Annotated in this window: 13 protein-coding genes; 1 reads left to right on the top strand and 12 read right to left on the bottom strand. The window is 54.8% G+C overall.

The genetic code is table 11. The annotated features are described in order from the left end of the window. Nucleotides 1-15 precede the first annotated feature (15 nt). The 6 genes from menE to menF all read right to left on the bottom strand — a co-directional run bounded on the left by menE (nucleotide 16) and on the right by menF (nucleotide 7245). Entirely contained in the window at nucleotides 16-1398 is a 1383-nt protein-coding gene (menE, locus tag ACQKDS_RS09745; protein ID WP_399669706.1) for an o-succinylbenzoate--CoA ligase, read from the bottom strand. After that, on the bottom strand, nucleotides 1386-2369 hold the full coding sequence (gene menC, locus ACQKDS_RS09750; RefSeq protein ID WP_399669703.1) for an o-succinylbenzoate synthase: 984 nt from the start codon (nucleotides 2367-2369) through the stop codon (nucleotides 1386-1388). The genes menE and menC overlap by 13 nt, the downstream gene beginning before the upstream one ends. After that, complete coding sequence (menB, locus tag ACQKDS_RS09755; protein WP_399669700.1) at nucleotides 2369-3226, bottom strand: 1,4-dihydroxy-2-naphthoyl-CoA synthase; 858 nt, start codon at nucleotides 3224-3226, stop codon at nucleotides 2369-2371. The genes menC and menB overlap by 1 nt, the downstream gene beginning before the upstream one ends. Nucleotides 3227-3236: 10 nt before the next feature. Further along, nucleotides 3237-4004, bottom strand: coding sequence for a 2-succinyl-6-hydroxy-2,4-cyclohexadiene-1-carboxylate synthase (menH, locus tag ACQKDS_RS09760; RefSeq protein WP_399669697.1), 768 nt, complete (start codon nucleotides 4002-4004; stop codon nucleotides 3237-3239). Then, entirely contained in the window at nucleotides 4004-5677 is a 1674-nt protein-coding gene (gene menD, locus ACQKDS_RS09765) for a 2-succinyl-5-enolpyruvyl-6-hydroxy-3-cyclohexene-1-carboxylic-acid synthase (protein ID WP_399669694.1), read from the bottom strand. Before menD ends, menH begins: the two co-directional genes overlap by 1 nt. Before the next feature lie 275 nt (nucleotides 5678-5952). Further along, nucleotides 5953-7245 carry an isochorismate synthase MenF gene (gene menF / locus ACQKDS_RS09770; protein ID WP_399669691.1) on the bottom strand — a complete coding sequence of 431 codons (1293 nt, stop codon included), beginning with the start codon at nucleotides 7243-7245 and terminating at the stop codon, nucleotides 5953-5955. A gap of 288 nt (nucleotides 7246-7533) precedes the next feature. Between menF and ACQKDS_RS09775 the strand changes: the two genes are divergently transcribed. Then, entirely contained in the window at nucleotides 7534-16179 is an 8646-nt protein-coding gene (locus tag ACQKDS_RS09775; RefSeq protein WP_399669689.1) for a GH36-type glycosyl hydrolase domain-containing protein, read from the top strand. 103 nt (nucleotides 16180-16282) lie between these two features. Here ACQKDS_RS09775 and elaB read toward each other — a convergent pair whose 3' ends face one another. From elaB to ACQKDS_RS09805, 6 genes are all read right to left on the bottom strand, one after another. After that, a complete protein-coding gene (gene elaB, locus ACQKDS_RS09780) occupies nucleotides 16283-16594 on the bottom strand; it encodes a stress response protein ElaB (RefSeq protein ID WP_399669687.1) in 312 nt (103 codons plus the stop codon). A gap of 98 nt (nucleotides 16595-16692) precedes the next feature. After that, entirely contained in the window at nucleotides 16693-17190 is a 498-nt protein-coding gene (locus ACQKDS_RS09785) for a DUF1097 domain-containing protein (protein WP_399669684.1), read from the bottom strand. 212 nt (nucleotides 17191-17402) lie between these two features. Then, nucleotides 17403-18647 carry an MFS transporter gene (locus tag ACQKDS_RS09790; protein WP_399669681.1) on the bottom strand — a complete coding sequence of 415 codons (1245 nt, stop codon included), beginning with the start codon at nucleotides 18645-18647 and terminating at the stop codon, nucleotides 17403-17405. Between the two features lie 244 nt (nucleotides 18648-18891). Beyond that, nucleotides 18892-19755 (bottom strand): DMT family transporter, encoded by an 864-nt coding sequence (locus ACQKDS_RS09795; protein ID WP_399669678.1) that lies wholly within the window; start codon nucleotides 19753-19755, stop codon nucleotides 18892-18894. Nucleotides 19756-19948: 193 nt separating this feature from the next. Next, on the bottom strand, nucleotides 19949-20374 hold the full coding sequence (locus tag ACQKDS_RS09800; RefSeq protein ID WP_399669675.1) for a cupin domain-containing protein: 426 nt from the start codon (nucleotides 20372-20374) through the stop codon (nucleotides 19949-19951). Nucleotides 20375-20497: 123 nt separating this feature from the next. Then, entirely contained in the window at nucleotides 20498-22327 is a 1830-nt protein-coding gene (locus ACQKDS_RS09805; RefSeq protein WP_399669673.1) for a thiamine pyrophosphate-binding protein, read from the bottom strand. Nucleotides 22328-22405 lie beyond the last annotated feature (78 nt).

Raw genomic sequence — 22405 nt, forward strand, 5'->3', positions numbered from 1 at the left:
TTTTCCTATCAACATTCATTTGCAGCGCTGTTGAGCGGCCCATGCCTGCACCTGCCGCCGGGCTATCTTGATGCCGCCCGTTTTTAACTGTTGCGGTAAACGTAATAGCGCCACCGGCCGTTGAAAGTTAGCTAACCGTTGCTGTGACCAAGCCAGCACCGCCTCCAGCGTCAACTCGCCTTCGGCCTCGACGACGGCTACTGGCCGTTGACCAAATTCTGCATCCTCTACCGGCACCACAAATACCTGAGATATCTGCGGGTGCGCGGCCAGTACGCGTTCGACATCTTCCGGTTGAACGCCTTCACCACCGCTAAAGAAGAGGTTATCCAACCGACCGAGAATGCGCAGTTCCCCCTGTTCCATCACCCCGCGATCGCGAGTGTGAAACCAACCTTGCCGATCGGCAAGCGGGTGGAGTTCGCCATGACGCCAATACCCCAACGCCAGGCTAGCGGAACGCACCCATACCTCATCATCGACCAGCTTAATTTCCCGCCCCGCCAACGGCAGGCCCACGCCCGGTAACGCGTCGGCGCGCTTAGCACACACGGTTGAGGCCAGCTCAGTCAAACCATATCCGCACCAGCAGCGGATACCCGCCGCTTCGGCCTGCTCAGTCAACGATACCGGGATCATCGCTCCCCCCAGCAGCACTTCTTTCAGTGAATGATCGACTTGCGGCTGGCTCAGTAAACGCCATAGCTGGGTGGGCACCAGTGAAGCATGGCTACACCCCGCCAGCGCCTCAGCCAACGAAGGACTCTCGCGCACCACTACTTGCCCCCCCGCCGCCAACCAGCGCCAAACGATGCCCTGACCGGAAACATGGAACAGCGGCAACGAGAGTAGCCAACTGTCGTGCGGCTGAAAATCCATCATGTTCAGCACGCCTTGCGCGCTGGCGAGATGCCCAGCAATACTGTGGGCTGCCGCTTTGGGTAGGCCGCTGGAACCCGATGTGAGCGTCAGCGTTGCCAACCGTTGTGCATCCCAGGTCAGATCTTGCCCTTGACGCTGTCGGGTGGCTGGCGGCAGTAAGGGCAAAATATCCGTCGGCAACGGCGGCAAACCGTCAGGGCTAAAAGCAAACTGCATATCCAGCGTCGGCAATAATTCTGCCAGCAGCGGCGTCGGCAGCGCGGGATTAAACGGCAGCAACCGCGCACCACACTGTAATAAGGCCAAATACGCCAGCAACAACGGGTAACTGTTTTTACCACACAGCGCAACACCGCAGCCGGGGGCAACACCCTGAAACTGGAAGTCCGCCGCCAGTGCATCAATCTGCCGTTGTAATTCTGACCAGCTGATGGCATGACGACCGACAATCACCGCGGCTGCCGATGGCCGCTGTGCAGCCCAAGATCGCCACGGCCAGTCACTCAACTGCGCCATACGCACTCCAGCGCGTCAGCGTCCCACAGAGGCAAATCGCTTCCGGGCCAGTGACGCACTAACTGCGCCTGCATCAGATTAAGCGTATCCAGCCCCGGCACGGTGTCTGGCGTCAGCCAGTGTGCCACCCGTGCCAGTTGGCTTAGCCCAAGACTGGACTCGAGACTCGAACTAATTACCGCCGTCAAACCGGCCTGTTGCGCCTGCTGCACCCATTGCTGACAGCGCGACAGGCTGCCCGTCAGCGTGGGTTTGATCACGATAGCGGCCACCCCAGGTTCCGCCTGTACGACAAAACCCGGCTCGCGCACGCTTTCATCCCAGGCAATCGCGATACCGGTTTCCTGCGCAAATGCGCGCGATTCATCACGGGTTTTACAGGGTTCTTCGAGGAACGCGATACGATCGCGCCAAGCGGGATTGATATATTTGGCAAAGCCTGCCGCCTTGGCCGGCGTCCAACTGCGATTAGCATCCAGCCGCAGCCGCAGATCCGGCAAGGCTTCAAGCAGCATGTTGACGATCATGCCGTCACGGACGGCTTCGTATAGCCCCACCTTCACCTTGGCGACTTTCTCACCCGGTAAAGCCGCGAGCTGCGCGAACAGTTCATCAGGATCGCCGGTGCACAGCGGCGCTTTGCTATAATTGGCATCAAGCGGCAAGCGTTGCTCCAGTTCTGCCACGGCACAACTGAGGCCAAACGCCACCGAGGGCAGCTCACTGTCGCCGGGAGCAGTGCCCGCCAGCCAAGACGGCAACCAAGCCAATAATGCCTGCTGCGCCTGCGCTAGCGTTTCATGGCTAAATCCCGGCAGCGGTGCGATCTCCCCCCAACCTTGGCGTTCACCCTGTTGCAAATGCACCAGCAAGCCCTCACGGGTTTTCAAACGTTGATTACGCAGCACCACGCCCGCCTCCATCGGCAGGCTATAACGATACACAGTTGCGATTCGCATGAATGCCGTCATTACGGATTACGCTTGAACTTGCTGAAGTCAGGTTGGCGTTTCTCATTGAATGCATTACGCCCTTCCTGCCCCTCATCGGTCATATAAAACAGCATGGTGGCGTTACCGGCCAACTCTTGCAAACCGGCCTGACCGTCACAGTCGGCATTCAGTGCCGCTTTCAAGCAACGCAGCGCCATCGGGCTGTTTTGCAGCATTTCACGACACCAGCGCACGGTTTCTTTTTCTAACTCCGCCAACGGTACCACGGTGTTGACCAGCCCCATGTCCAGCGCGGCGGCGGCATCATACTGGCGGCACAGGAACCAGATTTCACGCGCTTTCTTCTGCCCCACGATACGCGCCATATAAGACGCGCCCCAGCCGCCGTCAAAGGAGCCGACCTTCGGACCTGTCTGGCCGAAAATGGCATTATCTGCAGCAATCGTCAGGTCGCACATCATATGCAGCACGTGGCCGCCACCGATCGAATAGCCCGCCACCATCGCCACTACCGGTTTGGGGCAGGTACGGATTTGACGCTGGAAATCCAGCACGTTCAGGTGGTGCACGCCGCTGGCATCTTGATAACCGCCGTAATCGCCGCGAACTTTCTGATCGCCACCGGAACAAAACGCTTTGTCACCCGCACCGGTGAGAATAATGGTACCGATACCGTCGTCGTAGCGCGCGTTACTCAGCGCGTCGATCATCTCTTTTACCGTTTGCGGGCGAAACGCATTGCGCACCTGCGGGCGGTTAATGGTGATTTTGGCAATACCGTCCGCCGATTTATGATACAGAATATCCTCAAAATCGCCGGTGCAGTCTTGCCAATCGATGGCGGCATAAAGCTGTTCTTCATTCGGATAAAGCATGTTCGGTTCCTTAACCTGGGTTAACGAGAAAATGGTGAAGCTGGTCGGCGAAATCCTGCGGATTGGCCAAATGCGCGTTATGCCCGGCATGCGGGATGGTACGCAGAGGCAACCCGGCTTCGCGCGCCAGACGTTGGAATTTAGGATCGTCGGCACCGCATAACACCTGCACTGGCAGCTTCAGTTGCTGGAGTTGGGGAACCAGATAAGGCTGGCAACCCAGCGAGGTGGCCTCCAGCATCGCCGCGACCGAGGGGCCATGGTTAGCGGCTCGCGCGTCAATCAAGGCATCACGGTGCACCTGGCTCATTTCACGAAATACCGGCTGTTGATACCAGTCGATCAATACCTGCTTGAGCGGCTCACTGCGAAAGCGTGCGGCCCAGAGTGCGTCTTGAACCCGGCGTTCACGGCGTAATGCCGCGTCAGGCAGGCCGGGGTTGCCCCCTTCAATCACGAGGCCTTGCAAGCCGCGCGTCTCTCCGTGGCAGGCATGATACATAGCAATACGGCCACCGAGCGAGTAGCCTATTAGCCAGTAGCGTTCGATATGATGCTGTTGTAAGGTTGCGCTGATTTGTCGGCTGACATCGGCAAAATCACGGCAAGCGTAACGGTCAGAATCGCCATGCCCCGGCAGATCGATCGCCAGCGACGGCCATTGTGGGCAGCGTGAGGCGATGACCCGCCATTCGTTGTTGTTGCCCAATAAACCGTGCAGCCACACCAACCACGGGCGATCGCCGGCGCCCTGTTGCAAAACGCGCGCGGCCAACATCAACACGCCGCCATGTGAGAAACCAAATGCTGTAGCGTCTCTGCACCGTCGGCCGGCGGTACCTGCACCTCAATCAGCGTCGCTCCGCTGTGGCGCCACCCTTGTTCCACCGCCTGTTGCAGTTGGCCCCAGTTTTCCGCCAGCGCATAATTCAGCTGAAACATCGCCGCAGCCTGGCTGAATGCGACATCCTGCGGCATACAATAAAAGCGATCACGTTCCTCTTGCGGTGTCGGCAGCAGCGAAAAGATTTGCCCGCCATTGTTATTCACCACGATCAACACCGTCGGCGCGGAGCATTGGCGCAGCAACGCCAGTGAATTGAGATCATACAACGCCGACAAATCGCCAATGATCGCCAACGTCGGTTTGGCGGTCGCTCGCTGCACACCGGCTGCGGTGGAGATCAGACCATCAATACCGCTGGCACCGCGATTGCTGAATACCGGATAACCGGCCGGCAACTGCGTGAGTGCATCAATCAACCGCACGATCAAACTATTGCCGAGAAACAGTTGGCCGTTTTCCGTCAGTAATTCCGGCAGACGATGCGCCACTAACGCCTCGCCAAAACGGTTGACCAAATAGCCGGCCGCCGTATCGAGGGCGTCATCGGCGATCGCGGCCAATTCTCCGGCCCACGGTGAACGCGGCTGAGCCGGATGCAAATCCAACCATTCGCCGACGCGTGCACGAATACGCCGGCCAGTATGCTGTGCCGGATCGCGTCGCCCTGTTACGTCATCAATCAGCCAATATTCCTCCGGCCGGCAATCCGCCTGCCATTGCAAAACGCGCTTACCGGTCAGGCTGCTACCGAACTGAATCACCAATTGCGCATCGGCCAGCAGCTTACGCGCCTGCGGTTGCGCCAACCACAAATCGGCGCACGGCAGCGGTTGACCCGTTTGTGACAACACATCACCGATCAACGGCCAGCCGAGCATCTCTGCCCATGCTGCCAATTGCTGCCCTTCTTCCGCACCCATGCGCCCGGCGACGACCACACCACGCTTCTGTCGCCAGAAGAACCAGTCAGGCTGTTTCAGTACCCCATGCGGATCCTGCTCGCGCAGCCACGGCTGATTACCTTGCCACCATGCCCCCAGCGCGGCGGACCAGTCAGCATAGTACTGGTCATCACCGCCGTATAACGGTTCGGCAAACGGGCAATTGATGTGCAATGCGCCATGCCGCAACTGCGCCATCGCGCTATCGACGGTAGAGACCAGCCAACTGGCGGGAATATCCGGCGTTGGGCGCGGTAAATCAATATGTTGTGTTGGATGGCTGGAATATAAACCGGTTTGGCGAATCGCCTGATTAGCACCGCAGTTAATCAATTCCGGAGGTCGATCGGCGGTCAAGAATACCAATCGTTCACCGGTCAACCCAGCCTCGATCAGCGAAGGATACAGGTTAGCTGCAGCGGTGCCAGACGTCACAATAACCGCCACCGGTTCGCGCGTGGCTTTTGCCAAACCCAACGCCAAATGACCCAACCCACGCTCATCAAAATGCGTATGGCAAATAAAAGACCTGTTAGCCGCCGCTGCCAGCGTCAACGGCGTTGAGCGCGATCCCGGGGCAATACAGACATGCCGTACCCCGTGCCGGGCCAGCGCTTCCAATAACAACGCTGCCCATCGGCGATTAAAAACACTTGTCGACATAGTACGCTCACAAGTCAAAATAAGAGGCGAGGCTTTAGGGAATAGCTTTAAAAAAGAGATTCGCCAAAAGTCATTAACCTGAATTATATAAGTAGTTATCTTTACGACTTTTGCGCCAGCGCAAAAATGCCGTTTATCGCGTGCTGGTGATAAACGCGGCCATGCCATTGTCGATCAACTATCTCACCGACAACAGTTTGATTTTGAATCAAAATATAAACACAAATACCACATTTATTTTACAGCCAGAAACATACACTGACACGCTCGCATCTTCAGTCGCTCTTTTCAGGCTGTAATAATGAACGCAACCCCGCCGCTTTATTTTCAATCTCCAGCCATTCTTCTGCGGGATCCGAACCACTGACAATGCCCGCACCGGCATACAGTTGCACACAGCAGTCATCAACCTGACAACAGCGCAGCGCTACACAGAATTCTGACTGCGACTGCGACAAGTAACCTGCAGAACCGGCATACCACCGGCGGGAAAACGGTTCATGTTCGGCAATAAACTCGCGCGCAGGCTGACGTGGCAAGCCGGCAACGGCCGCGGTCGGTTGCAAACGTTGCAGGCAATCCGCATCATCTGCCGCATTCAATTGACCTTCAATACAACGCCGGAGATGTTGCACCTTACGTAAGCGCACCACTTCCGGTGGCAGCACGTCCACCGCGCGGGCCCCCCCCTGCAACCGTTGACAGATATCGTCCACCACCAGCAGATTTTCATGCTGATTTTTGCCATCCGTCAGCAGCCATTGCGCCAGCAACTGCGCCTGATACGCATCCTGATGGCTGGCCACGGTGCCCGCTAGCGCCTCGGTCAATAACTGGCGTCCACGCCGCAGATAAAGGCGCTCCGGGCTGGAACCAAGAAAGGCCGAATCGGCGCTAAAACGCATCATGAAATGATAACAATGGTGATTAACCTGTCGGCTGGCTGCCATCAGCGCCGGCGCAGACAATGGATGGCGCAAACGCAGGCGCGTGCTGCGTGCCAACACCACCTTATCCATCTGCCGTAATTCAATGGCCTGTAACGCCTGTTTTAGCATGCTTTCCCAACCGCGGAAGTCAGGCTGATGCTGCACGCTTTGCACCTCGGCCTGCAACGGCGCAATCGGTTCTGGCGCGCTGAGTGTTGCAAACCAGGCGCGGGCTACGGCGGCATCTTGCCGCAGCGAAACCTCGGAAAACAGGTTGAGCGTCAGTGCCGTTTGATGATGACGCGTCAAAATCTCCAGACGCGGTAAAAACAGCGTTGAACGCGCGTCAAAACCATTCAGCCCCCACAGCCTGGCCGTAGGGTAACGACGCACAAAATCCTGCCCCATTGGCGGATCGGCAAACTGACATAATGCACCACAGACCGCGGCTTCTTCATGCTCATCACGATGACGCCAATAGAACTGCGGAAAGGCCCGTTGCGCGGCCAGCCAGGCTAACAGACTATCGCTTAGCCGCTGCGGCACGGGAAGGGAAAACTGGCGAAAACCAGGTTCATCGGGCACCTGCTGTTCCAACTGCTGGCTGAACCGCCGCAGCAATGTTGAAAGTTGTTCCACCACGACCTCTTTAACCAAACGTAATGTGGGGAATTATACGGTAAATCAACGATGACCGGCGGAAAAATAACGTCTGCCTCGTCATCATTCACACACAAAACAGTTTATCAAAACTAAAGGTTTTGAGTAAAAAACCAACAGCGCGCCATTAAAGGTCTATACTGATAGGCCATGTTCCTGCCTGTAATGAGCCCTCACCAGATCTCCCTGGTGCTGAAAACAGGATGCTCCCGCTATCCCAGCAGTGATGACCGGCTGCCTTTTTGGTCAGATGTAAGGAGCTTTTGTGTGAAAGAAAAATTAATCAATTGGCTAAACGATCGCCGCCATGGAAAGTGCGGAAAAACCCCTTTTTTTCGTCGCAACACCTCGCCACAAGAAAACTACGTCAGCAATATTAAGGCAGAACTGTTTTCCGTCGACCAGATGGAACGTTATGGCCACCGGCTCGCACGCTCTCACAAACTGGCAACGCGCAAGACGGCTTACCATTTATTAAAGCGTCTGGATGAGAACGAACAGGTACTGGCCGCCAGCTGTCGTCAACTCAGTAATGGTAACAAAGCCAGTATGACACCGGCTGGCGAGTGGTTACTGGATAACTATTATCTGATCGAGGAGCAAATCCGTGTGGTACGCCATCACCTGCCCAAAAACTTCGGCCGTGGCTTACCTCAGCTAGCGCCACCGCACAACTGCCCACGTATTTATGATATCGCCACAGAGGCCATTGCCCACGGCGACGGGCGCTGGGATGCCGAAAGTCTGACACGCTATATCGCCGCTTATCAACAAGAAGCGAATTTAACGCTTGGCGAACTGTGGGCACTGCCCGGCATGTTACGTTTGGCGTTGATAGAAAATCTGCGGCGCGTGGCGGTCGATGTCGCGCAGGCACAGCAGGAACGTAACCTGGCCGATAGCTGGGTGAATAACATGCTCGAAGCGGCGGAAAACGATCCGGCCAATTTGATCGTGGTGATCGCTGATATGGCACGCTCAAACCCGCCACGGAGCAGCGCCTTTGTCGCTGAATTGGTGCGCCGCCTGCAAGGCCATGGCACCATGTTAGCCCTGCCGTTGACCTGGGTGGAACAACGTTTAGCGGAAGTGAGCCTAACCTCCGATGAATTAATCCACCGTTTTAACCAACAGTTGGCGGTGAACCAACTCTCCGTGAGCAACAGCATTGCCGGTCTGCGCCAGCTCAGTGAGATGGACTGGGCCGAATTTGTCGAAACCATGAGCCAGGTTGACCAAACGCTGCGTGAAGATCCCGCAGGCGTCTTTCCGATGATGCATTTCGATACTCGCGATCATTACCGCCATGTTATTGAGATGCTGGCGCGCCATTGTGCGCTTAACGAGGTCGACGTTGCCAGGCAGGTGCTGAAAATGGCGTGCGCCGCTGCCGATGACGTCAACAGCGATCCGCGCCGTCATCATATCGGCTATTACCTGATTGACGATGGCCGCCCTGAGTTAGAACAACAGCTTGGGGTGCAACTTGGCCGAATCACTCGCCTACGCCACGCGCTGAGCCAGGCGCCGTTACTGTCATGGCTTGGCAGTCTGAGCCTGCTGATCACCGCCGGGGGCGCTATATTATTGCGCCACAGCTATCAAAGCGGCGTCGGTTGGCTGGGTTTGCTATTGCTGTTAATTCCGTTAGCGATCGTGTTGAGTCAGTTTGTGTTAAACGTACTGAGTGAAATCACCACTCGCAGCCGGGCGCCGCAACCGTTGCCCAGATTGGATTTCTCCTGCGGTATTCCTGCGGAATTTCGTACGCTGGTGGTCATTCCGACGCTGATAAACAGTAAAAGCGCCATAGATAAACTGGTTAATACCCTTGAGGTCTGTTATCTGGGGAATGCAATGAAGCATCTGCACTTTGCCTTGCTCACCGACTTTCACGACCACGCGCAGGCACTGCATCCAGACGACGATGCCTTGCTGGCCTATGCCGAACAACAGATTCGCTCGCTAAATTCGCGTTATGCCACTGATAACGTTAGCCATTTCTTTCTTTTTCACCGCGATCGCCAATGGAATGAACAACAAGGCGTGTGGATGGGCTACGAACGCAAGCGTGGCAAACTGAATGCGCTCAATGACTGGTTACGCAACCGCAACGATGCCTTTTCGGTAACATTGGGTGAAGGCAAAGAAGTCCTGAAAAACGTTAAGTACGTTATCACGCTCGACGGCGATACCGTCATGCCGCGAGATTGCGCGCATCAGTTGATTGCCGCGATGGCGCACCCGCTCAACCAGCCTCAGTACGATGCCAAACAGCGTCGTGTCGTGGAAGGTTATGCCATTCTGCAACCGCGTATGGCGGAAGAAATCCCTCGCTATGGTCAAGGCCGTTACGCCGCGCTGTGTAGCAGTACCCCGGGCAACGATCCTTATACCCTGATGTCATCGGATATTTATCAAGATTTATTCGGTGAGGGCTCGTTTGTCGGTAAAGGTATTTATGACGTTGATGTTTTCTCGCATAGCCTCAGGGGGAGCTGCCCCGAAAATTTGGTGCTGAGCCATGATTTGCTCGAAGGTTGCTACGCTCGCTCTGGCTTGCTAAGCGACGTTCTGTTGTATGAACAATATCCCAGCAATTATCTGGTTGATGTTGCGCGCCGCTCACGCTGGATTCGTGGCGACTGGCAACTGCTGAACTGGCTGATGCCACGCGTCGTTACTGAAGAGGGCAAGCGCAGCACTAACCCGCTGAGCACCTTGTCACGCTGGAAACTACTCGATAACCTGCGTCGCAGTTTGGTCGCGCCGAGCCTGTTGATTTTGCTGTTCTGCGGCTTTATCTGGCTGCCGGGTACGCGCTATTGGCTAGGGGTGTTCGCCATTATTCTGCTGCTGCCTTCGCTGCTGGCGCTGTTGCAAGACCTGCTACGCAAACCGTCGCGGCAACCGCTGCTGCAACATGGCCGTCTGGCATTGAAAGGGACACTGCGGCGCGTATCGCAAGTTGGGTTGCGTTTAGCGACGCTGCCACACGAAGCTACTTATAGCTTGAAGGCTATCGGCGTGACCCTGTGGCGGCTGCTGGTCAGTAAACGCCATCTGCAAGAGTGGACCAGTTTCGATCAGAGCCAGGATAAGCTGAATATTACCCCGCTCAACTTTTATCGCCATATGGTGATTAACCCGTTCGCGGGCGCGTTGTTGTTGCTGTTCACCGGGTTGTATAACCCGATGGCGCTGATCATTAGCGTGCCATTCGCGGCGCTGTGGCTGCTGGCACCGTACTTGCTTTATACCCTCAGCCGAACGCCTCAACGCAGTAAAACCGTATTAGATGGGCAACAGCGGCGTTTTTTACGCCGCACCGGGCGCGAGACCTGGGACTTTTTTGCCACCTTCGTCAATCAACAGGAAAACTGGCTGCCACCGGATAACTATCAAGAGACGCCGGAGCCAGTGGTAGCTCACCGTACCTCGCCAACCAATATCGGTTTGTCACTGTTGGCTAACCTGACTGCCTATGATTTTGGCTATATCACGCTCAGCGCCGCGCTAAAGCGCACCGAACTCACGCTGAATACCTTGGATCGCATGGAGCATTATCGCGGCCATCTGTATAACTGGTATGACACCCGCACACTTGAGCCACTCAATCCGCGCTACGTCTCGAGCGTTGACAGCGGTAACTTCGCCGGGCATCTGCTGACGCTGAGCGCCGCTCTGCCCGGTCTGATGCATCAACCAATAATCGATCCGCAACAAGTGCTGAACGGGCTGGAAGACACGCTTGAACTCTTGGAGTTGCAGTGGGGAGAAGCCGCACCCAGCGCGCTCGCCAAACTGCGTAAACATTGGCAACAGGCGGGAAATACCCGCCCGGCCGCCTTGCTCGGCGAATTGAATGCCATGCGCCAACTCTGCAACAGTCTGCAGGAAGCGGCGCAGGCTCACCATCAAGATACCCTACGCTGGGCCAGCGCGCTGCATCAACAGCTTACTGATTTATGCCAAGAGTGGAGCCAGTGGTACAGTTGGCTTAGCGACAACATGCCTGAGCTGGAACAATTACCCAGCCTCTGCTGGCTGGCAAATCCACCGCAGCAATTAACGCTGTCACCAGAACAAAAAAACCAACTGGCTAGCGCCAGCGCCTTGGCTGAACAACGGCTCCGCGACTTGACGAAGTTGCAGCAACGGCTTGAGCAGATGGCGCAAATGGATTTCCATTTCCTCTATGACTCCGCGACCCATTTATTAACCGTCGGCTTTAATTGCGATCTCAATCGCGCCGATAACGGTAAATACGATTTGCTAGCCTCGGAAATCCGCCTCACCAATTACGTCGCCATCGCCACCAATCAGGTTCCGCAACGCAGTTGGTTCGCACTAGGCAGGCTATTCACGCAGATCGATAACGAACCGGCTCTGATGTCATGGAGCGGTTCGATGTTTGAATATCTGATGCCGCAGTTGGTGATGCCCGCTTACCCCGACTCATTGCTGGTTCAAATGTGTCGCGCGGCGGTAAAACGGCAAATCGCCTGGGGCCAGGAGCGTGGTGTGCCGTGGGGCATTTCTGAGTCCGGTTATTTTGGCTTTGACGCCCAACAAAACTATCAGTATCACGCGTTTGGCGTTCCCGGGTTAGGCCTACGGCGGGGCTTGGGCGACGATATGGTGATCGCTCCTTACGCTACGCTCATGGCGCTGATCGTCGATCCTGACAGTGCCTACCTCAATCTGTTGGCGCTCGAGAAAAACGGTGCCAAGGGGCAGTATGGCTACTATGAAGCGCTCGATTACACCACCTCGCGCCTTAGCCGAGGACAACTGTATGTGATTGTCCGTTCTTACATGGCACACCATCAGGGCATGGGTTTTCTGGCGCTGTCGCATCTGTTATTGGATGCGCCGATGGTGGAACGCTTTGCGCAATATCCGGCCTTCCAGGCGACGCGGCTACTGTTGCAAGAACGGGTGCCCGATGCGGTAGAACTCTATAGCACTCGCCGCCATTTCGAAACGCACGACGGCACGCTCAAACCAGCCAATTTCAGCGCGCGTGAATTTAACCGTGTCGATTCACCGATCCCCGAAGTTCAACTGCTGTCCAACGCCAATTATCACCTGATGCTGACCCAGGCCGGCGGCAGCTACAGCCACTGGCGCAACCTGGCGCTAACGCGCTGGCGTGAGGACAGCACGCGCGATAATTGGGGCGCATTCTGTTATCTGCGCGATACCCAAACCGGTGAAATCTGGAGTAACACCTGGCAACCGGTCGGCGGGGCGGCGACGGGCTATCGTGCCGTGTTCAATGACGCAGGCGCAGAATTCCAGCGGCATCAAGGCCTGTTACAGATGAAAACGCAGGTTGTGGTGTCGCCAGAGGATGATATCGAACTGCGACGCATCACATTGGTCAACCATGGCAAACACCCCCGCACGCTGGAAATCACCACCTATGCAGAAGTCGTGCTGGCCCCCGCCAGTAATGATTTGGCTCACCCGGCATTCAGCAATCTATTCGTACAAACCGAGTTACTGCCAGAACAACACGCGATTTTATGCCATCGCCGCCCGCGCGAACCGAAAGATAACTCACCGTGGCTGCTGCATATGATGACGGTGCAAGGGCAAAGCAGCCAAACCTCATTTGAGACCGATCGCGCTAAATTTATTGGCCGTGGCCGTTCGCCAGCCAATCCTGTCGTGATGCATCAAAGTGAACCATTGAGCAATACGGCGGGGCCGGTACTTGATCCGATCATTGCCATCCGCCATCGGGTACAACTCGAGCCACATGTGCCGTTGACGTTGGATATTTTCTACGGCGTCTGTGAGGATCGCGCCAGTAGCCTCGCGATGTTGGAAAAATACCGCGACCGGCATCTTGCCGATCGTATCTTTGAGTTGGCCTGGTCACACAGCCAAGTGGTATTACGCCAGATCAACGCCAACGAAGAAGATGCCAATCTGTTTAACCGGTTGGCCAGCGCGGTAATTTTCCCTACACAGGAAATGCGCGCCGCCAGCGCTGAGATCATCCACAACCGTCGTGGTCAATCCGGTTTATGGGGGCACTCGATCTCTGGCGATCTGCCGATCGTACTGGTGACCGTCACCGCTAGCGAAAATATCAGGCTGGTACAACAGCTGATCCAAGCACACAACTATTGGCGCTTGAAAGGGTTGCGGGTCGATTTGGTGATCCTCAATGAGGATGCTGGCGGTTATCGCCAAGAGTTACAAAACCAAATCATGGGGCTGATCGCCGCCGGGCTGGAAGCTCAGACCGATAAGGCCGGGGGAATTTTTGTCCGTACCAGCGAACATATGTCCCCCGAAGACCGCACACTGTTGTTTAGCGTGGCGCGAATTTATCTTGATGACCAACGCGGCGGGCTAACTGAACAGCTCAACCAACGGCTACAAATGCCTCAAACCTTGCAACAACCGCTGGGCCCACCAACGGCATCGTCTACACTGGTGTTGGATAAACAGCCTCAGCGCAATCTGCATTCTCCGCAGTCACCTTCATTCGGCGATCTGCAATTCTTTAACGGTATAGGGGGCTTCGCCAAAGACGGCCGTGAATACCTCATCGCATCGAACGAAAGTAAGGTTACCCCCGCCCCGTGGTCGAATGTGATCGCCAATTCCCTGTTCGGAACGGTGATTTCAGAAAGTGGCCAGGCTTACACCTGGTATGAAAACGCCCATGAATATCGGCTAACGCCGTGGGACAACGATCCCGTCAGCGATCGCAGCGGCGAGGCCTTTTATCTGCGCGATGAAGAAAGCGGCCATGTCTGGTCGCCCACTCCCCTACCCGCCAGCGGCCGTGGCCATTACTTAACCCGCCACGGCTTTGGGTACAGCATTTTTGAGCACCGAGAAACCGGTATCGACAGCCAGTTCACCGTGTTGGTCGCCAAAGATGCTCCGGTCAAATTATTCCTGTTGACGCTGACTAACCACTCCGGCCGAACGCGCAAGCTGTCGGCCACCGGCTATATGGAGTTTGTACTCGGTGATTTACGCCAGAAATCCGCTATGCACGTGGTGACGCGCGGCTCCGAGCGTGAAAACGGTAAAGCAGTGCTGGCAACCAACCACTACGGTAGCAGCGGTTCTGAGCGCACCGCTTTCTTTGGCGTGACCGGTGCTCATTGCTCAATTACCGGCGACCGCCGTGAATTTATCGGCCGTAACGGCTCATTGGCTAATCCAGCGGTATTGAAACTGCGCCGCCTTTCCGGCAAAACGGGAGCCGCACTGGATCCGTGTGGTGCGGTGCAGTCAGCGATCGAACTGATCGATGGCGATCAGCGCAGTTTTGTCTTTGTGCTTGGTTTGGGGCAAAACGCCGAGGAGGCGGAAAACCTGCTGCACCATTATTTGCAAGAAGAAGCGTTACAGGAACAACGTCAACAGGTTCAACAATACTGGGATGAGATACTGGGCAAAGTGCAGATCGAAACGCCACTGCCGGCGGTAAACCTGCTGGCCAACGGCTGGCTGCTGTATCAAACGCTGTCCTGCCGTATCCAGGCACGGAGTGGTTATTATCAATCTGGCGGCGCGTTTGGCTTTCGCGATCAGCTCCAGGATACCCTAGCGTTAACCCACGCTCTCCCACAGCGCATGCGTGAACAGATTCTACTGTGTGCCTCGCGTCAGTTCGTTGAGGGCGATGTGCAACACTGGTGGCATCCGCCGCAAGGCAATGGGGTGCGCACCCGCTGTTCTGACGATTATCTGTGGCTTCCACTGGCAATTTGCCATTACCTTGATGCCACCGACGATCACGCTATTCTGGAAGAAGAAGTGGAGTATCTGCAAGCGCGTAAACTGGCTCCGGGCGAAGAGTCTGCTTATGAGCAACCGTCCGCCAGCGGCAAGAAAGAAACGCTATATCAACATGGTGCTCGGGCAATAGAACACGGCTTAACCTTTGGTGAACACGGCCTGCCGCTAATGGGCGCCGGTGACTGGAACGACGGGATGAATATGGTCGGGCTGGAGGGGCGCGGCGAAAGCGTCTGGCTGGGCTTCTTCTTATTCCACATATTGCAACGCTACGGCAAGCTGGCCGCCAATCGTAACGACAATCGGCTGGCAACCTTGTGCCGCGAGCAGGCAGCGACGCTGAAAAAAAACCTGCACGATCACGCCTGGGACGGTGAATGGTATCGCCGTGGGTATTTTGACAGTGGGGAACCGCTCGGTTCGCATCTGGCGGCCGAATGTAAAATCGACGCCATCGCGCAAAGCTGGTCGATTTTGTCCGGCGGCGGTGATGAACAACGCAGTCAACAGGCCATGGCATCCCTCGATCGGCATCTGGTTGACGATCGGGCTGGGTTAATCAAGCTGCTGACACCGCCGTTCGATGGCAACGGGCCAAACCCCGGTTACATTCGTGGCTATCTGCCAGGCGTGCGGGAAAACGGTGGGCAGTATACGCACGGTGCAGTATGGGCGGTGATGGCCTTCGCTGAGATGGGCAATATTGAACGCGCTTGGGAACTGATGGCGCTGATCAACCCTATCAATCACAGTTTAGATGCCGCCGCCGCCGAGCGTTATAAGGTCGAGCCCTATGTGGCAACGGCGGATATTTATGCGGTAGAACCCCACATCGGCCGTGGCGGCTGGAGTTGGTACACCGGCTCCGCAGGCTGGATGTACCGGTTAATCGTTGAATCACTGCTCGGCCTGAAACGTCACGGTTCAACATTGACCATCACTACCCGGTTGCCAGCCAATTGGCCTTCTGTGACGTTGCATTATCGTGAAGGCAGCAGCCATTATCACATTACGGTGCGACAAGGAGATGGTGAGGAACAAGTGAGCATTGATGGTGAGGTACAAACCGAGGCGGTGATCCCACTGCGTGATAATGGCGAAAACCATCAGGTAGACGTGCTGTTATCTGCAAAGTGATGACCTATCGCACTGGCGAAACGACAAGGGGGCGTAGATACGCCCCCATGCACGTGAAGAGTGGCATTGTCCAATGCTATAGCGAAACCTGAGCGGCAGCGCGTTATTTGCGCGCCAGCAACAGCCCGAAGACCAATCCGAGCGTGGCGCCGATCCCCACCCCCTGCCACGGTTTTTCGCGCACGTAATCATCGGTGCGGGAAGCCACTTCTTTGGCTCGCGCATAATAGGTTTCAGAGGTACCGTTCAGGCGCGATTTCACCTCCTCTACTGCCTGTTCCGCACGGGATTTAATCTCGATATACGCGTGGTCGGCGCGGTCGCCGGAATATTTCAGCACCTCTTCCAGCGTATCCGTCAGCATACGCAGATCATCATCCAGGGTAGTTTGATTCTCGTCCCGATTTGTCGCCATCTCGCGTTCTCCTTATTAAAGGCCATCACCGAATGGTAACTATAGACAACAACCGCACGCCATTGCCATCAGAATTAAGGTTAAAAAACCCCTTCTGCTTAGGCATCCCCACCGCTTTGTCGGGCGGGCACGGTTGACGTGCTTCGACCTCCGCGCGACGCTAGCCACAATCCGCTATTTTTCATTGCGTAACCGAACAGCAGCCCCACTAGCAACGAAAGCGTCACCAATCGCCAGTCTCCCTCAGCGGCAAAAGTGGCGCAAGCACCGATAAAGGTGCCAGGCACAAAGCCCAGCCATTGCTGCCGCGCCTGGATACACATCAAAAATGCCACGACGCCGGTGAGCAGATATCCTAGCAAACTCCAGGCCGGTTCCAGCGCACTGCCCAGAATGATAGCCATCGCCCAGAAGATACCGCTGCAGCAGGTCAGCGTACTGATTGCCAGCCCCTTTACCCCGCCCTGTGGGCAGGCGAAATACGCCGTGCAGCCCAAAAAGCCCGCCCAACTGATCAAGCCTAAACTGACCGCCACCCAGCCCCAAATGCCGGAAAGTATGCCGGTGGTGATGGCTATGGCAAAAATAACGTTCATAAAACCGACTCGTAAGAAAAGAAGCCGCGCAGTGTACCCGAAAACTGGGGTTATTTTGTGACCAATATCACTAAATGAATGTAATTAGGGAAAGGCTAATTCTGAAAGTTAAAGATTAATCACAAAAAAAACCAGCGTGCAAGCACGCTGGAAATGACACACAACAACACCAGGGAAATCGTCGGTCGTACATTTACATCAATAATAGATTCTTAGCGCGGAAAACCCGCTCGTGTTACCAGTAAGCCCAAAGCTAGGCAAACCAACGTACTGACCAGGAATAACAGGTTAACCGCCAGTTGCAAACTTGCCTGGTCGATAACCACACCCAACAGGATAGGTACCCAGTTGGCAATATAGGCAATAACATAAAACAACGAAATCAATCTTGCGTGGCTAGATTTCGGTGAAATAACGTTCACCAAGGTTGCGCTACCGACAAAAATAGCCCCGTAGGCATATCCGGCTATCAGCATGCCAACGCTAGCCAATCCTAAAGAATGAATCTGTATCGCGGCAGCAAACACCACCACCGATAACGCCTGCGCTAAGCAGCCAAACATCAGCGAATGACGCGCGTTAATTCTGCGGCTCAGTATCTGGCTGATGCCAGCAATCACTAAATAGACCGCAATCACATAGCCATAAATGCCACGGCTGTGCATACCTAATAATTTTTCTGCCACACTCGGGCCAATCGCCAAAATACTCGCAGCCACCGCCCAGCATATAAACAAGGCACCGGCACACAGGAAAAATCGACTTCCCGTCGCCTGCAATCCCTCCGCTAGCGAGCCCTTTTCTGCCGGTTGCGCTTCACTTGGCGTCGCGTTTACCGGCGTCGCCACCACATCACGCGGCCATTTGAGCGTCACGCCTAATGCGGCCACCGCAGCCACTGCCATAATAATCATGAACGGCAATGACGTGGTATGAAACCCGGTTTGCAACGCAATGCCGCTGAATATCGGCCCCAGCGCCAAGCCCATCGTGAACGACAAGGTGGCAATCAAGGCGGCATTTTTTCCGCCATCTTTTGGCCCGAAACGCACCAATGCAATGTTGGCCGCCCCGGTTAATGCGCCGGTTCCGATCCCCGCCAGCAGACGCGCCATGAACATCATCCAAAACGAATCCGCCATTGAGAACAACAACGCCCCAGCTAGCACCACCAGCAATGCCGGTACGATCATGCTACGCAGATCGTTTACCTTGCCGGCCATATTGCCAACACCAAATAGCGAAATCAGCACCCCAGCAGCATAAGCACCGTAAATCATTGTCAGGCTGACCGAGGTCAGGCCCAACTGATGCTGATAAAGCGGATAAAGCGGCGTCGGCGCACTGCTATTGAGCAATGCCGACATTAACGCCAGGGCTAAAAACAGCAAAATGGCAACATGCGATGTGCCCACATTCGCTTTAGCAGCGTCATCAACCGCCAAACTATCAGACATTATTTTCTCCCAGAACAAATCGGCTCTCAGCCTTAATCAATCCGGATCCTGAAAAACCAAACTCTATCAGGAAACGCATTTATCATACCGTTCTGGAATAACACTCAAAATAGCCAAGAATGCATCACGGTGATTCATTAATGCATTAATGTATCTGCATTATTACTGGCTTAGCACAATAAGCCTAGAAAACGCATTGGACAAATTAAGCATAAGATATAAGCAAATGTTATTTCACCTAACGTTAAATTGCCTCGGCCTTACGTACTTTCCCCGGCGCGCGTCGCATAATGGCAAAGCCGCCCGAAAGAATAATTAACGCCATGCCGATAGCCGCGATATACGACAGTTTTTCATTAAACAGCAGAAAACCAAGTAGCGTCGAAAAGATAATCGTACTGTAGGAAAGAATACTGACAATAACCGGATTACCGCTGCCGTAGGCGCGCGTCATGGCGATTTGCCCTAGGCTACCGAAAATACCGATGGCGCACACATTAAGCAACATCACCGCATCCAAGGCGGTAAACCCTGTTGCACCCGCCATTACCAACCCGACCAAGGTTCCTATTAACGAAAAATAGAATACCACGCGCAACTCAGGCTCACCGGTTCGAACCAACTTACCGACGTTAAAATACGCCAGCGCAGTCAACAACCCGGATAATAAACCAACCAATGTGGCGCTATAAGCTTCGTGCGGCATATCTGGCCGTAATAACACCACAATCCCAACAAATCCCAACAACACAGAAAATAACAATTTGCCGGTTAATTGACCTTTGGCGGTGATAAACGTAATCACTGATTGGAAGATAGGACTGGTGTAACCTAGCGTGGTCGCGGTCGCAATGGGCAAATTGATCAACGCGTAAAAACCGCAATACATTGCCGCATTGCCGATGGCGGCACGTTTCATGTGCAAGCCAACATGACGCGTACGGAAGCCAATATTTTTAATTTTAATCAATACTGCGACAATCAACACGTTAATAAACGAGCGATAAAAAATAAGTTCGAAGAAACCGACCTTCGACGAGGCCAGTTTTATGCTGGCTCCCATCAGCGCAAAAAACACGCTGGCAACCAACATCCACAAAGCAACCATAACACCCTCTGATAGCGGCCTGGAAAGACCGCACTCCCTTGAAGCTAAAAAATACTCTGGCGATCTAAGCCCTAATTAATTCGAGTGACTTAAGGTGTTCGGCCTGCTCTCAGACACAGAGAAAAACGCGCTGCACGGAAGCTACGAACATAGCCAACTAAGCGGCAACCTGAAGTATGTCAGGCATTTTCAATTATTTGTTGGCACTCACCGTTAAGGGTTTATTGTCTGCACAAGCAAAAAACACCAGCATTTCTGCGCCTTCCGCACCGGACGTGCCTTGATGCACAATATCTACCGTGTCGGTAAACGAATCACCTTGCTTAAAGGTTTTATTTTCACCGGTCTTTTCCACGGTCAATGAAACGCTACCTCCGGTCATATATACCGCGCTGATACACGGGTGCGTATGCCAGGCCAACACTTTGTTCGGCTCGACCGTCACTTTCAACATGGTAATTTGCGCAGCCCCGGCGGGATAATGTCCATACGGCGTACCTTCCCATGAGGTTTCCGTTTTCAACAATGTCTCTTTGTTGATCCCTTCACCGTGATCCTCTGCTGCCTGCACGCTGCCGCAAATTGCCATGATGACGGACAACACTATAATTTTATGCATTTTATTATCACTCCGTGACGGTTGTTCATTAACACCACTGAATAATGTTACACCAAGACACCATTAAATAACCCATCCTGCCGCAGGCTCGCCACCAGAGTTTCTCTGCGGCAGGTCATCACCTTACAGCGTTTTAATACGCTGCTCATATTCTACGATACTCTCAGCATAGTAACGATTAGGCGCGACATGATTGCCTACCCGCATTTCAATCAGATACGGGCCATCATGTGCTGCCGCTGCCGTCAAGGCGTTATCCAACTCCTCTAATGTTGATGCGCTGGCCGCCGCGACGCCAAGGCTCTGAGCAAAAGCCCGCCAATCATGGTTTGGCAACACCGTGTAGTCGGCAGAAATCCCGCGATTTTGTAGCGTATCAATGTGCATCGCACCGTGCGCACAGTTATTCATCACCACAAAGGTCATTTTTATGCGATAACGCGCCGCCGTCTGAATTTCCATCCCGTGCATCAGCATACAACCATCGCCCGTCACCACCAGACAGTCACGGTGTGGCGCAGCGAGCTTGATGCCAATACCAGCACAAATCGCCCAGCCCATCGGTGCCAATGAGCTGGAGGTGTGATAATCACCACAACCGCTGCTTTGCCAGTGGTGCGCCATGAAAATCCGGTGTGCACCGGAATCGACCACCACATTGGTATCAGCCGCCGTGCGGCGACGCAGATGTTTAATGGCATCGCCGGGATACATGTTGGCCTCCCCCAGCGCTTCGCGTGCAGGCAGATCTGACGGTGTTTGTTCCAGCGGCAGTTGACTGACGTGCTCCATCCATTGTTCGCGTAATTTATTAACGCAGGCTAAATGTGCGTCGTCATCCGCTACCGCATCCAGTAACCGTTGTAGCGCGCCGGTCAGGTTGGAGAAAATCTGCACCTCCGGTTGATAATGCGAACTGACTTTATCGAAGTCTTCATCAATCACCACCAGCGTTTTCGTTCCGTGCAGTTTCGGGTTCCAGTTTAGGCTATCGCGTTGGCTCAGATCGCAGCCCAACACCAATAATACGTCCACCCCATCACCGTTAATGGTTTCCACCGCACGGGTATGCCCGGCAAAACCGTACAGCCCCAATGCCAACGGGTGTTTTTCGGGAAACGCGCCTTTACCAGACAGCGTCGTCGCCACCGGTAAACGGTACTTCTCTGCCACTCGCAACAACAACTCTGCATCTTGCGGGTTATTGACCCGGCTACCGACCAGACAGGCAATGTTAAGACCGCGCAGTACATAGTCGTCCAACACGCTATCCAGCGCCGCGTCATCCACCGCGGTTTCACGGCACAACGGCGTGCGTTGCGGTTGCGCCGGTGGCTTATCCTGCAACGGTTTCTTTTGCATATCGACCGGTACGCTAAGGTAGGCACGGCCTTTACGCTGGCTGTTCAGGCACGACAGGCTGCGACGCAATTCATGCTGCAACGTAAGGGGGTTTTTGACCTCAATCGCGGCTGAAAGCAACGGCTTAACGATCGTCAGTTCATCAATACCGCTGTTGCTGCCGTCCTGGAATGCCCCTTGGGCTTCGTGATAGGTCGCAATACCGCCGGCCAGATACAGCACCGGGATTTTATCGGCCTGTGCCGCCGCCATCGCAGGCAAAAAATTCATGGTGCCGGGGCCGGAGATACCCAGACACACGCCAAATTTCCGACTCGCACGCGCATAGCCATCCGCCATGAAACCACAGGCGGTTTCATGCGCGCCGACAATCCCGGCAATAGCAGAGCGTTCTATCGATTTAATCAGGGGATAAACTAATTTGCCGGGCACCAGAAAGATATGCTGAATACCACGCGCTTCGAGCGTCTGAATAATCACATCGGCGTTATTTTTATCTGCAACCTTGGCATCGGCAGACGCAATAACGCTGACACCGTCCGCCGTCGCTAACGCAACGGAGGGATACATATTCTCTGCCTGAGACTCCATTTTTGAATGTCCAATCATGATAGGAAGTGCGAGCGAATCCCATCAGGCGGTAACGCCCGCAGAGACCGGCTCTTATGA

The organism is Serratia sp. NPDC078593 (genome assembly GCF_050268245.1).
GTDB lineage: Bacteria > Pseudomonadota > Gammaproteobacteria > Enterobacterales > Enterobacteriaceae > JBNNGK01.

Coding starts and splice junctions, on each gene's coding strand:
- menE (WP_399669706.1), bottom strand. CDS start 1,398: ATGGCGCAGTTGAGTGACTGGCCGTGGCGATCTTGGGCTGCACAGCGG.
- menC (WP_399669703.1), bottom strand. CDS start 2,369: ATGACGGCATTCATGCGAATCGCAACTGTGTATCGTTATAGCCTGCCG.
- menB (WP_399669700.1), bottom strand. CDS start 3,226: ATGCTTTATCCGAATGAAGAACAGCTTTATGCCGCCATCGATTGGCAA.
- menH (WP_399669697.1), bottom strand. CDS start 4,004: ATGTTGGCCGCGCGCGTTTTGCAACAGGGCGCCGGCGATCGCCCGTGG.
- menD (WP_399669694.1), bottom strand. CDS start 5,677: ATGTCGACAAGTGTTTTTAATCGCCGATGGGCAGCGTTGTTATTGGAA.
- elaB (WP_399669687.1), bottom strand. CDS start 16,594: ATGGCGACAAATCGGGACGAGAATCAAACTACCCTGGATGATGATCTG.
- ACQKDS_RS09785 (WP_399669684.1), bottom strand. CDS start 17,190: ATGAACGTTATTTTTGCCATAGCCATCACCACCGGCATACTTTCCGGC.
- ACQKDS_RS09790 (WP_399669681.1), bottom strand. CDS start 18,647: ATGTCTGATAGTTTGGCGGTTGATGACGCTGCTAAAGCGAATGTGGGC.
- ACQKDS_RS09795 (WP_399669678.1), bottom strand. CDS start 19,755: ATGGTTGCTTTGTGGATGTTGGTTGCCAGCGTGTTTTTTGCGCTGATG.
- ACQKDS_RS09800 (WP_399669675.1), bottom strand. CDS start 20,374: ATGCATAAAATTATAGTGTTGTCCGTCATCATGGCAATTTGCGGCAGC.
- ACQKDS_RS09805 (WP_399669673.1), bottom strand. CDS start 22,327: ATGGAGTCTCAGGCAGAGAATATGTATCCCTCCGTTGCGTTAGCGACG.